The 12,545-nt window shown below is 71.4% G+C and carries 9 protein-coding genes; 6 read left to right on the plus strand and 3 right to left on the minus strand.

Annotated elements, in window-relative coordinates:
- Positions 1-420: 420 nt before the first annotated feature.
- The 4 genes from K7G60_RS32005 (at position 421) to K7G60_RS32020 (ending at position 6,830) form a co-directional block, all read left to right on the plus strand.
- Positions 421-1,215 carry a barstar family protein gene (locus K7G60_RS32005; RefSeq protein ID WP_225804467.1) on the plus strand — a complete coding sequence of 265 codons (795 nt, stop codon included), beginning with the start codon at positions 421-423 and terminating at the stop codon, positions 1,213-1,215.
- Between the two features lie 700 nt (positions 1,216-1,915).
- Positions 1,916-4,306, plus strand: coding sequence for a SpoIIE family protein phosphatase (locus tag K7G60_RS32010; RefSeq protein WP_225804468.1), 2,391 nt, complete (start codon positions 1,916-1,918; stop codon positions 4,304-4,306).
- A gap of 53 nt (positions 4,307-4,359) precedes the next feature.
- Positions 4,360-4,578 (plus strand): hypothetical protein, encoded by a 219-nt coding sequence (locus K7G60_RS32015; protein WP_225804469.1) that lies wholly within the window; start codon positions 4,360-4,362, stop codon positions 4,576-4,578.
- A gap of 89 nt (positions 4,579-4,667) precedes the next feature.
- Complete coding sequence (locus K7G60_RS32020; protein ID WP_225804470.1) at positions 4,668-6,830, plus strand: SpoIIE family protein phosphatase; 2,163 nt, start codon at positions 4,668-4,670, stop codon at positions 6,828-6,830.
- Between the two features lie 205 nt (positions 6,831-7,035).
- On the opposite strand, the gene K7G60_RS32025 is transcribed toward K7G60_RS32020, so the two are convergent.
- A complete protein-coding gene (locus K7G60_RS32025; protein WP_225804471.1) occupies positions 7,036-7,794 on the minus strand; it encodes an MBL fold metallo-hydrolase in 759 nt (252 codons plus the stop codon).
- Positions 7,795-7,881: 87 nt separating this feature from the next.
- Positions 7,882-8,859 (minus strand): GlxA family transcriptional regulator, encoded by a 978-nt coding sequence (locus K7G60_RS32030; RefSeq protein ID WP_225804472.1) that lies wholly within the window; start codon positions 8,857-8,859, stop codon positions 7,882-7,884.
- A gap of 176 nt (positions 8,860-9,035) precedes the next feature.
- Between K7G60_RS32030 and K7G60_RS32035 the strand changes: the two genes are divergently transcribed.
- Together K7G60_RS32035 and K7G60_RS32045 are read left to right on the plus strand one after the other, a co-directional pair.
- A complete protein-coding gene (locus K7G60_RS32035) occupies positions 9,036-9,539 on the plus strand; it encodes a MarR family winged helix-turn-helix transcriptional regulator (protein WP_225804473.1) in 504 nt (167 codons plus the stop codon).
- A 557-nt stretch (positions 9,540-10,096) separates the two neighbouring features.
- Entirely contained in the window at positions 10,097-11,605 is a 1,509-nt protein-coding gene (locus K7G60_RS32045) for a DUF4246 domain-containing protein (protein WP_225804474.1), read from the plus strand.
- 40 nt (positions 11,606-11,645) lie between these two features.
- Here the strand turns inward: K7G60_RS32045 and K7G60_RS32050 are convergent, their stop codons facing one another.
- Positions 11,646-12,485, minus strand: coding sequence for a DUF1963 domain-containing protein (locus tag K7G60_RS32050; protein WP_225804475.1), 840 nt, complete (start codon positions 12,483-12,485; stop codon positions 11,646-11,648).
- Between the last annotated feature and the right edge of the window lie 60 nt (positions 12,486-12,545).

The raw sequence follows: 12,545 nt of genomic DNA on the forward strand, positions 1-12,545 counted from the left end.
TCGGAGCGGCGCAAGGCGGGCCTGGCCATCGGAGGCCATCGTGTCGACTGGATCTACCGCGGAATGGACTGTGTGCACCGCGTCTGGCAGCGGTGTCGGGCTGGGCGGTTCGAGATCCGGTGCCCAGCCCGGCCGTCCTGAAGGTGTCGTGCAAACCGCGAGAGGACTTCCTGCCGCCCATGCGGACTTTGCCGGACGGGCCGGCCTGTGGGCTGTTCTCCGCGCTCGGTGCCGCTTGCTGCCGCGCTTGACGACGATGGCCAGCTGGTCGCCGAGGTGTGCAGTGTCCTCGCAGAGTGACCGGCACCTCTACTGCGGAGATTCGAGATGAGGGTGATGGTTGAGTCCTGAAGTGCTTCTCTGTGCTTCACTCTCACGGGTGAAGGCGGATATGCGATGCGAACATCGGAGCGGGGCGGCGTGGGGCAGAAGTACGCGCTGACCTCGGACGAGGACGACAGTGACTTCTGGGGCTTCGCTCACGAGGCCGAGGGGCTCTTCACGCCTCTGCCGGATGAGGAGGGCGCACGCTGCGTGCACCTCGAAGGGTGCCTCCCGCAGGGCGGCCTGTTGAAGAGCGTCGATCACGTCGGCGGTCGTCGCGCCACGGCGGGGAACGCCTGGCTCGCCCTCCTCGACGGCGACGGTGCCACCATGGGGTCCTACTCCGTCGACGAGGTCACCGTCGTCGACGTCGAACCTTCCGCACGTGGAACCGGCCTCGTCGACCTCACGGTGACGCTGTGGTGCGAGAACGCCCTGCCCGGAGCGGAACGAGCGTGGGACCTGGTCCGCACGGGTCGACTGAACCGCATCGGCATGTGGCACGAACTCGCACCCGAGGAGAGACAGGCGTGGCTGTCGGTGGCGCTGTGGTCCCGTGGGTACCGACGCCAGGGAAAGCCCGATGCCCCGGCAGGCCAGGTGTTCGCCCTGGACGGCCGACACATCGTCGACGAAGACAGCTTCTACTGTGCGATCGGTGAGGCCGTCAACGGACCCGGCGGGTACTTCGGCTGGAACCTGGACGCTCTGGACGACTGCCTTTGCGGAGGCTGGGGCGCCACTGTTCCCTTCACCTTGCACTGGGAGTCCTCGGCCGGGGCACGGGCACGGTTGGTGGAGCGCGTCCCTGTCGGCGACCGTGAGGTTGCGCTGTTCGACCTGCTCCTGGAGATTTTCGAGAAACGGGGCGTGAGCGTCGTCCTTCGGTGACAGCTCGTCGCTTGCAGGCGCCGGTCCGGGGAACATCGTTCGGGCTCCTGCGGACGGCGGCGTGCGGGGATGCCGAGGTGGATGGGCAGGCCGCCGTGGACCAGCTCGGTGGCGAAGATCCTCCGGAAGTCGTGCGGGGTGAGCTCCGGCCCACGGAAACCGGAGTGGGGCTCGGGCAGGTCCTCGCAGCGTCGGCTGATCGTCTTCTGGACGACGCCGGGGTGGAAGACCTTCGATCCGACCGCTCCGTTCTGGCACTGGAAGAGGAACGGCGTCGGCGCACTCCAGACCTTGTCGTGCGGGCCGTGACGACCGACCGCTCACCCCGGTGCCCTCGGCCCCGCCGCCTCCGGGAGGGTCTCGCCCGGACACGCCTTCTCCCACGTCCTCGACCGGGAGCAGTCGCCCGGCGCTGTCGGAGAAGCACCTCAAGCCCGTCTTCGTACGAGAAGCCACCCTGCCCCAGGGCCCCGGCCCCGAGCCGACCCCCTCCGCCCGACTGCGGTACGTGGTCACGCAAGGAACGCCGAGCCACCGCAGGCCGGGCGCCCTCGGCGCGCGCACCGTGCCGTGGCGCCCCACGAGCGCCCCGGCCGAAGGAGTGGGAGGTCGCCGGCCCGGCCACCGTCCGTACCGGGTCGGCCGCGGCCGTGGAGAGGGCACGCTGCGGTCGGGACCGGCCCGCAGGATGATGGAACGTATGGACGGGATGCCTTTCCCCGTCGGCGCCGGGGCGGGAGAGGCGGACGAAGGCGGGCCCCTCGGCCCGCCCCGGGCTGCCCTCGCCCTGCTCGACGCGGACGGAGTGCTCGTGGGGTGGAGCCGCGAGGCCGAGGACCTCCTGGGATACCCGGCTTCGCAGGTGCTGGGACGCCGGGCGGTGGATCTGATCGCCACCGCCCAGGCCGGTCGCGACGGCTCGGAAGGCGCTCGGCCCGATCAGCGGCCGAGGCCCGACGGGACACGCGGTTCCGTCATCGACGTGCGTCACCGTTCGGGAGACACCGTGCGCATCGCGGTGACCCTGCACCCCCTGACCCCCGCCTCCGGCGGGGCCTCCTCCGTCCTCATGGCGGCTGAGCTGGAGGGCCTTCGCTGGTGGGAGACCCGCCAGGCGATGCTGCGGGGGCTCGTCGCCCAGTCCCCGGTGACGTTGACCATCTACGGCCCCGACACGCGCCTCCTGTGGGCGAACGCAGCCAGCATCCGGGAGCTCGGCGGCGACCTCACCGCACTGGTGGGCCGCTCCATGAGCGAACTCTTTCCCGGCGACGTCCTCACCGCCCAGCATCTGGCGCCGCCGGAGGAGCTCGTCCGGCAGATCCTGGAGACCGGTGAACCGATCATCGACATGCAGTTCCGGGGGCGAGCCCCGGGCGACCCCCGTGAGCACGTCTGGTCCTCCTCCTACTTCCGGCTGGTGGACGGCCGGGGAGAAGCCGTGGGCGTGTGCGAGCAGTCCATAGACGTCACCGACCACTACCGTGCGCAGCAGCGCCTGGAACTCCTCGCGGAGGCCGGCGCACGGATCGGGTCGAGACTGGATCCGGCCGGCACGGCAGTGGAGCTCGCCAGGGTCGCGGTGCCGCGGTACGCCGACGCCGTGCTCGTCGACGTGGCGGCAGAAGTGCTGGAGGGCGAGGACCTGAAGCCCGTCACGTCCTGGGACCTCGTACGGGTGGCGGACTCCGGTGAGGATCCTTCCCGGGTGGGGGAACGGGTCGCGTACGCAGCCTCGTCACCGCAGGCCGAAAGCCTCGCCGGGGTGCGGTCGACGACGGACGCGGTGCGCGCGCCGACACGGCTGTACGTCCCGCTTCGCGTGCGGGAGACGCCCCTGGGGCTGGTCACCTTCGTGCGCGCCGACCCCTCCGAACCCTTCGACGAGGGCGACCGGGCAGTGGCCGAGGAGCTGGTGTCGCGCACCTCCGTGTGCATCGACAACGCCCGGCGTTACCTGCGCGAGCGCACCGCCGCCGTCACGCTCCAGCGCAGTCTGCTGCCCCACTCGGTCCCCGAGCAGAGCGCGGTCGAGGCGGCGAGCCGGTACCTCCCGGCCGACAGCCACCTCGGCGCGGGCGGCGACTGGTTCGACGTCATCCCGCTCTCCGGCGCACGCGTCGGACTCGTCGTCGGCGACGTCGTCGGCCACGGTCTGGGCGCCGCCGCCGCGATGGGGCGATTGCGGGCGATGCTGAGGACCCTGGCCGAGCTGGACCTCGCGCCCGACGAACTCCTCGCCCGGCTGAACGACCAGGTCGGCAAGGAAGCGTCGGACCAGAACGGGAACGGCTCGTACGGCAGCGGCATCACCGGTGCGACGTGCGTCTACGGGATCTACGATCCGGCTTCCCGGACGAGCACCTGGGCGCTGGCGGGGCACCTGCCGCCGGCCGTCGTGGAACCGCACGGAGGCGCCGTCTCCTTCCTCCGACTGCCCCCGGGGGCTCCTCTGGGCATGGGGCGGCTTCCTTTCGAGAGTGCGGAGGTGGACCTGGCCGAAGGAAGCCTGATCGTCCTGTTCACCGACGGTCTCGTGAGGGCCCGCGGGCAGGGCGCCGACGCGGGTCTGGACCGGCTGGCGGCCGCCCTCGGTGAGCAGCGGGAATCGTCGCCCGACCGACTGTGCACCCGGATCCTGGCGGAACTGTCCTCGGACCGGGTGCAGGACGACGCGACCCTCCTCGTCGTCCGGACGCGCGTGCTCGGGGCGCATGAGGTGGCCACCTGGGAACTGCCTCCGGACCCCGCCCTGGTCGCCCGCGCCCGGTCGATGGCCGCGGAACAGCTTGCCCGGTGGGGCCTGGACGAACTGGCCTTCACCACCGAGCTGGTGGTCAGCGAACTGGTCACCAACGCCATCCGGTACGCCTCGGGCCCGATCGGTCTGCGGTTGATCCGGGACCGGTCGCTCATCTGCGAGGTCTCCGACTCGCAGCACACCTCACCGCACGCCCGCTATGCGGGCAGCGACGAGGAGGGCGGGCGCGGACTGTTCATGATCTCCCAGCTCACCGAGCACTGGGGCACGCGCTACATGCCCACGGGAAAGACGATCTGGGCGGAACAGGCCTTGCCCGCGGCGGGGTAGACGGCGGCGGACCGCGGTGGCAGCCGCTGCCCGGTGGCGAGGTGACCTGGGCCGTGCCGGACCCGGGCACCGCCTGGGCCTTCGCGACCGGAACGGACGGCACGGTGCGCGCGGCCTCGATGACGGACGGCGTCCGGCGCCCGATCGGGGAGGGGCCCGCACCGGAGGGAGGAACGGGCGGCCGGGTGGCCGCGACCTGCCGGATCCCCGGCCGGATCGAGGTCGTCACCGACACGGAGGAGGGGCTGCTGCGGTGGACCTGGTGGTCCTAGGTGGCCCTGGCCCGGGTGTCCGCGCCGAAGGCGGCCGCCGACGCACGGGACAAGGGGCGCATGACCTGGGCGTTCCGTAGGCTCGTCCCATGAGGCCCGATGCCGAAGAGTTCCTCTGTCGTCTCGCCCGGGAGTTCAGGCCTCGGGTGGAGCAATCGGCCGACGGGCTGCTCCAGGTCGTGCGCGGGGAGCTCCCCGAACTGCTGGGGCACGAGGACCTGGAGGCGCTGGCGCTGGAGGAGGGCGTCTCGCACGTCTCCACCTTCCTGGACGTGCTCGAGCGGCGCCTCGACGTCACCGAGGTGGAGGCGCCGGAAGTGGCCCTGGAGGTCGGCCGTCAGCTTGCCCGGCGTGGCGTGTCGATCAGTGACTCCCTGCGCGCGTATCGACTCGGCCACCTGCTCCTCCTGCAGCAGCTGCAGGAGGAAGCCGCCCGCCTCTCCGACGACTGGGAGCTGATCAACGCCGCGACGACCAGACTGGTCTCCACGGCGTTCGAGTACGTGGACCGTGCCTCGGAGCAGATCGTGGCGGTGTACCAGGAGGAGCGCGACCTGTTGCTGCAGCGGCGCCTGATCCTCGCCAACGAAGCGGGCAAGCGGATCGGGACGACGCTCGACACCGTGCGTACGGCCGAAGAGCTGGCCGAGGTGGGCACGGACGGGTTCGCCGACGCCGTCACCGTCGACCTGCTCTGCTCTGTCCTGCATGAGGACGACGGACGGCCGGGACGCGACGCATCGGGACTCCGACGCCTCGCCGAGCGTTCGGCGCTCGACGGCCTCCCCGTCTTTGCGGTCGGCGCGGACGAGGTCTTCGCCTATCCCGTGGGCTCGGAACCGGCTCGCGCACTGGCCACGGGACAGGCTCTCCTGCACCACATGCCGGCGGCGGGTGCCCCCGCACCGCAAGGGCCGCGGACCCCTCCCGCGCCCGTCCCCGATGTCGGCTCCCTGTTGCTGCTGCCGTTGCGGGCCCGCGGCACCACGCTGGGCCTCACCCAGTTCTTCCGCCGTCGGTCGGCTCCCCCCTTCGACGAGGACGACCTGCTTCTGGCCCAGGAGATCGCGGACAGGGCCGCGGTGTTCATCGACAACGCCCGCCGGTACACCCATGAGCGGGACACGGCCCTCACGCTCCAGCGCAGCCTGCTGCCCCAGGGGACGGTGAGACAGTCCGCGGTCGAGGCGGCGTCCCGCTACCTGCCCAGCGGTGCGCACGCGGGCGTGGGTGGCGACTGGTACGACGTGATCCCCCTGTCCGGGGCACGCGTCGCCCTGGTGGTGGGCGATGTCGTCGGGCACGGCATTCACGCCGCGGCCACGATGGGGCGGCTGCGGACGGCCGTCCGGGCCTTCGCGGACATCGACCTGATGCCCGACGAACTGCTCACGCACCTGGACGACGTGGTCATCCGTCTCGGCCGCGAGGAGGAGCTGCACGACGGGGAGACCAGCGCCACCTGCCTGTACGCGGTCTACGACCCCGTCTCGCGGCTGTGCTCCCTGGCCAGCGCGGGGCACCCGCTGCCGGCGGTGGCGCAGCCTTCGAGCCCCGGCGGCGACGGTCCGGCCTCCCGGGCGGTGGACTTCCCGGACGTGGCGGCCGGCCCGCCGCTGGGGCTGGGGGGCTTCCCCTTCGAGACGGCGCAGTTCGAACTGGCGGAGGGCAGTCTGCTGGTCCTGTTCACCGACGGCCTCGTCGCGCGTTCCGGCCGCGACGTGGATTCCTCCCTGACGGTGCTGTGCGACGTGCTCGGCCGAGGGCCCGACTCGCCGGAGGAGGTCTGCGACCGGCTGCTGGACGCGCTGCTCCCCAGTCGTCCGTCTGACGACGTGGCCCTTCTCGTGGCGCGCACCCGGGCGCTCGACCACGACCACGTCGCCGTCCTGGACCTTCCTTCCGACCCCGCGGCCGTGTCCGGGGCGCGCCGTTTCACCTCCGGCAAGCTGGCCGAGTGGGGGCTGGAGGAGCTGTCCTTCTCCACGGAGCTGGTGGTCAGCGAGCTGGTGACGAACGCGATCCGGTACGGCAGGAGCCCCGTCCAGCTGCGGCTGATCCTTCAGGACACCCTGACGTGCGAGGTCTCGGACGCCAGCAGCACCGCCCCTCACATGCGTCGGGCGCGGACCTTCGACGAGGGTGGACGCGGCCTGCTGCTGGTCGCGCAGCTCGCCGGGCGCTGGGGCGCCCGGTACCACCGTGAAGGGAAGGTGATCTGGGCGGAACAGAGCCTCCCTTCCGGGGCTTGATCACGAACTGCGGAACCGGGCTTCTGCCCTACGGTCCATGTCGGGCGTGGCGCGGCGTCCGCACGGCGACCGGCATCGACGCCGTCGGACGCGACCTCACCATCTGGACGGCCGCCCGCCCGGGCCGGCCGAGTGGCGTGGGTCGCGCGGGACGAACCGGGTTCCACGGGCGGCCGGTCCGCGCCGGCAGGGCCGTGCCTGCCGGTCAGGCCGTGCTGCTCTCCGCGCGGGCGGGGAGCCGTCCCGCTGCTTCGAGCCGGGACAGCCGCCGGTGTTCCCGATCGGCCCAGCGCCGGACCCGCTCGGGTTCCAGCGGGGTGCCGTGGCCGACGTGGAGTGCGATGGGGTTCAGGGCGAGCATCTTCCGCAGGCTGGCCAGGTTGTGCAGCGGGTCGTCGTGGAAGGGCGGGTTGGCGGGTCGGCCGCGGACGAGACCGAAGAGGGAGTTGGCGATCAGATCGCCGGCGACGAGGTCTCCTCGGTCGGTGAGGACGGAGATCGATCCGGCGGTGTGTCCCGGGGTGGGCATGATGCGCGCCGCTATCCCGAAGTCCTCCAGGTCGGTCTCGCCGGTGACGAGCACGTCGGGTTCGAACGGCTGGACCTTGACGTGCAGGTTCTTGTGCCTGGCCATGAGGCGGCCCATCAGTCCGGTGGGCAGGTAGGGTTCGCGGGCCCGGCCGGTGCGGTAGGGACCGAGGTCGGCGACGTGTCCCGCCACGGGAGCCCCGGTCAGGCGGTGCAGTTCGGCGGCGGAGCCGAAGTGGTCGATGTGGCCGTGGGTGATGACGATCAGCGATACGTCGGTGGGGTCCACCCCGTGGGCGGCGACCTGCTCGTAGATCCTCCGGCCGCTGCCGGGCGTCCCCGCGTCGACGATGACGGGGCGGCGGCCCAGCAGCAGGTACGCGTTGATGTTGTGCCGGCCGATGACCGGGATGGGGACGACCTTGGTTCGTGACACGGTTCTCTCCTGGGGCATGACTGTCCTCCGCCGCGCGGTGGTCCGCGGGCGGCCGGGAACGGGGGGATCGGGAACGGGCGGCCGGGTTCAGCGGAAGCGGCGCCGGTACTGGGCGGGGGTGGTGCCGAGGCGGCGCCGGAAGGAACGGTGCAGGCTCTCCACGGAACCGAGGCCGCTGAGGGCGGCGACCTCGGGCAGGGTGTGGGGACTGTCCTGGAGCAGTCGGCGGGCGGCCTCCAGCCGGACGGACTCGACGTAGGCGGCCGGAGTGGTGCCGGTGCGCTCGCGGAACAGCCGGGAGAAGTGGCGCACGCTCAGGTGCAGCCGTGCGGCCAGGGCGTCGGCGGAGAGGTCCTCGGTGAGGTGCTCACCGATCCACATGCGCAGGTCGTCCAGTCGGTCGCCGGGTGCCGCGGGAGGCGCGAGCGGGGCGCTGAACTGGCTCTGACCGCCCGCGCGTTTGACGTACATGACCATCGTCCGGGCCGTGGCCAGGGCGCGTCCGGGGCCGTGGTCCTCGGTGACCATGGCCAGCGCCATGTCCATCCCCGAGGCGATGCCGGCGCAGGTCCACAGACGGCCTTCCCGGATGAAGATCGGGTCCGGATCGACGGCGACGAGCGGGTGGTCGGCGGCCAGCCGCGCGGCCGTCCGCCAGTGGGTCGTGGCGGAACGGCCGTCCAGCAGGCCCGCAGCGGCCAGCAGGTGCGCGCCCGAACAGACGGAACCCAACCGGTGGACACCGGGGGCTGTTTCGCGCAGCCAGTCGACGATCCCGCGGTCGAGCACCGGCTCCACCTCGTGGTCGCGCACACGGACGGCGCCCGATACGAGCAGGGTGTCCACGTCGCCGTCCACCGCGTCGAGGGTCAGGTCGGCCATCAGCCGGATCCCGCTGGAGGTGGTCACCGGCTCGCCCTGGGCCGTCGCGATGCGGACGGTGTAGCCGGGGCGGCCGGTGCCGGCGACCCGCGTGGCGACCGAGAACACCTCGGCCGGACCCGTGACGTTGAGCAGTTCGACGCCGGGGAAGGCCGCGATGACGACTCTGTGCGGTGGGAGCATGTGCCGATCATTTCGCCCCGCCCCGAAGGCCGCAATGACCATGTTCTGTCAGATCCGGACATGGGCGCGGAGCCGGCTCCGGCTCCGGGTCCATCGCGTGCGGCGTCCACGGCGTCCGCGCCTGCGGGATCCAGCTCCCGTGGTACGGCGCGCCGGCGGAATGTAGCGTGGCGATCATGGGATTACCGAATGGATCCACCACCGACCAGGCGCCGGCGAACCCGGCCGCCACCGATGACATGCTGGCCACTCAACCGGTCGGCTACTGGTGCGGCCTGACGCGGGCGGCCGTCACCCGGCATCTGCGGGACGCCATGGCCAGGATCGACGTCACGCAGCCGCAGTACTGGGTGCTCAACCGCGTCGACGGCGGCCCCGTGGCGCCGAGCCGCGAGGAGGTCGTCGCGCAGCTGACGCACCTCGCCGACGGACCCCACGAAATCGGCAGGGGCGTCGACCAGCTGCTCCACCGCGCATGGCTCCGGATCGACGACGGACAGCGCCTGCACCTCACGGAGGCCGGGGAGGCCGCCCGGGTACGGATCCGCGAGCTGGCGACCGAGGTGCGCGCCGTGGTGCACCAGGGCATCAGCGACGAGGAGTACGTGGCCGCGCTCAAGGTGCTGCGCAGGATGGTGGCCAACGTCGAAGGTGCCGGCACTCCCGGTGACCCGTCCTGATCCCGCCGACTTGGGACGGACCCGGCCGGGAACGGGTGCGGCCACCGCGTGACCACCGGTTGGTGCGTGGACCGGCGAAGGCCGAGTGAACCGGCCGGCCGGCGGGTGATGTCCGACCGGGCGGTCGTCGGCCTCGGCGAGGACATCGGGGCAGAAGCGGTGCCGGTCCCCGGGACGGTCGGCGTCGCCGGGCACACCGCCGTAGTCCCATTCCGGCAAGTCGGGATCGGGCCGTGCGCCGGTCGGACCGGTCAGCTCTGCCGTCCGCATGGCACGGCTCAGCGGGCTGCTGAACACGGCGACCGGACGCCGGTGTGCCAGACCCTGGCCGCGCACGCCATCCGAACTCGTCGCGCCCCGCGGCGCGTTCTTCGACGCGGTCCCGGGGACGAGAGACGAGGGGCGAGCGGGGCCCTGGTCCGACACGGCGGACCGAACGTGACCGTACGGGTCGTGCCGACCGCTCCCGGCCGACGACGACAGGGACCACGGCTGCGGTGTCAGTCCGCTGAAGTATCCTTCCCGCCACCGCACACCGACCGGGAGGACCAAGAGAATTGACCGGCCTGCCTGCTTTCCCGCTGCCCTTTCACACTTCCCGTTCCATATCGTTCGCGACACCCCGAACGCTGCGGGAACTTCAGATGATGCAGTGCAGCTCACACATTCGGGCGAAGCCGGGATGGTTCGACAAGATGAACGACGCCGACATCGTCGCCAAATGGACGCAGGAAGCGGTCGCCCAGGGGCTCACCGAAGCGCAGGTGCGGTACGTGCTTGCCGAACTCGCGCACTACGCCGCGCTGCGGGACGGCCGGACCGGTGTCGAGGTGTCCGCCGTCGACGGGGTGTGGCAGTCGGACGCGCTGGTCGACGACGAGCTCAGGTCCCGGCTGCGTGAGGCGGTTCGGGTTCTGGAGCAGGTCCCCGAAGCGGAGAAGGACTGGCATCCCGGATCCGACGGCCAGGTACTGGACCTGGTTCACCCCTCGCTTTTCTGCCTGGTGAGAGAGGTGAGCGGCGCACCCGAGGAGGCGTGGAAGAACCCGACGGACCGCTACTCGAAGTACGAATTCTCGGAGAAATTCCAGTGGCTGCCCACGGACGTCGACGTCAGTGACGACGGGAATGTCGCCTTCCGTTCGTACGTCAACAACGTCCACCCCGAGAACCATCGCGAACTGGCCTCCGTCCTGCCTGACTTGTTCGCGCGCTTTCGCCCGCTGCTGGAGAACGTGCTCACCGATCTGCGCCATCCGCGACCCCTGCGGATCGAGGCCGATCCTTACGGGTGGTACGACTCGGAGCCGGAGTATCCGAACAAATCCTCCTACAGCGATGAGGCGGCCTATGCGGAAGCCCTCCGCGTCTGGGGAGAGGCCCAGGACGACTGGTGGGAGAACCGGCGGCCGGTCGTCCCGGACGCCCCGGTCTTCACCCCGCCCGAGTCGCCCGACGATTCCGCACGGGTCGATCTGCGCGGCCGCCGTCTCCAGGTCATCGTCAAGCTCGCCACCGTTCATCTCACCCCGGACAAGCCCGAGTACTCCGGCGGTTCCTGGCATGTCGAGGGGATGCTGAACGAGCGGATCGTCTCGACCGGCATCTACTACTGGGACAGCGAGAACATCACCGAGAGCCGGCTGAGTTTCCGGGCGGCACTCGACGACCCGGAATACGAACAGAACGACGACAACGGTCTGCGCGAGGTCTACGGCCTGGAGGACGAGGACGCGCTGAACCAGGTGCTGGGATCGGCCTCGACCCCAGAGGGCCGCTGTCTGGCGTTCCCGAACGTCCTGCAACACCGCGTCGGCTCGTTCCGCCTCGTGGATCCCACCCGTCCGGGGCATCGCAAGATCCTCGCGTTCTTCCTGGTCGACCCGTCGGAAAAGATCGTCTCGACGTCCGATGTGCCGCCGCAGCAGCCGTGGGCCGACACCTCGACCATGACGCTCGAACAGGCCAAGAACTATCGCGAACAGCTCATGAAGGAGCGTAAGTTCTTCGTCGACGAACACAACGAGCAGCTCTACGAACGAGAGTTCTCCCTCTGCGAGCACTGAGCCTCTCTGCCCCCGGTGCGAGGTGGACCCCCTCGTTCGGTCACCAGATGTCCGGGGTCGGGACCGCCCGGCCGAAGTCGCCCGCCCGCAGCGCCTCGGTGGGGATCGACCAGTGCATCCAGCCGCCGTCGCCGCCGATGTGCCACTCGTCCTGTCCGGACAGCTGGAGCAGGTGGTGGTAGAGGTTCGGGTCCTCGCCGCCGGGCGTCCAGGGCGCGCTGCCGGTCGGGAACACCGGCCGCCCGAAAGCCGTGTTCTCGGAGTCGAGCGCGCCCGGACGCCGCTCCCAGCCGGGGAGCAGGCCGGGCACGTACAGCCCCGGGAAGCCCTTGACCCGGTCGTCGACCTCGGGTCCGAGGTCCAGGGTGTCCCAGGCGGGGTCGTACGTGTCGGGGAAGGCGAACCCGGGCGACGCCGCCCACTCCACCGCCGCGAAGACGCTCGACCGGGCGGGTGGGGCCGTCTCGACGGCGTGGGCGGCGGGGGCCGCGACCACCCTGCTCGCCCGCGGGTCGCCGTAGTCCAACGTCCTCGCCACCTCCCGGGCGGCGGGGTCGGACTGCTCGGAATCGACGTCGAGGTGGAAGAAATTGAGTAGGCCCGTCCCGGCCGGGAGGAGGTCACCGAGCCAGGGGGCCAGCGCGTCGGTGTCGAGGACGGCGAGCAGGCTCAGCGGAAAGCCCTCACACGTCGGCCAGGGCGTGCCCGGCGGGAGCAGCGCCCGGCCACCGAACCGACTGTGCCCGGCGGCCTCGCCGGGACCGGCTGCCGTGAGCGCGAAACCGGGCCGGGCGAGGCCGACGAAGCGGGCGGCGAGTTCTGCGCCCAGACGCTCGGCACAGAAGTCGCGCAGGGCGATGAGCGTGGTCTCCGGGTCCATCCGGGCATTCAAACACCCGTCTCCTGGGAGCTGGTCGCCGCCCAGCCGGCGAGGAGTCCG

Source organism: Streptomyces sp. NK15101 (assembly GCF_020400725.1).
Lineage (GTDB): Bacteria > Actinomycetota > Actinomycetes > Streptomycetales > Streptomycetaceae > Streptomyces.

Bases quoted from the DNA above. Each gene is read 5' to 3' on its own strand.
- K7G60_RS32050 (WP_225804475.1), bottom strand. From the start codon at position 12,485: ATGGACCCGGAGACCACGCTCATCGCCCTGCGCGACTTCTGTGCCGAG.
- K7G60_RS32030 (WP_225804472.1), bottom strand. From the start codon at position 8,859: ATGCTCCCACCGCACAGAGTCGTCATCGCGGCCTTCCCCGGCGTCGAA.
- K7G60_RS32010 (WP_225804468.1), top strand. From the start codon at position 1,916: ATGGACGGGATGCCTTTCCCCGTCGGCGCCGGGGCGGGAGAGGCGGAC.
- K7G60_RS32020 (WP_225804470.1), top strand. From the start codon at position 4,668: ATGAGGCCCGATGCCGAAGAGTTCCTCTGTCGTCTCGCCCGGGAGTTC.
- K7G60_RS32035 (WP_225804473.1), top strand. From the start codon at position 9,036: ATGGGATTACCGAATGGATCCACCACCGACCAGGCGCCGGCGAACCCG.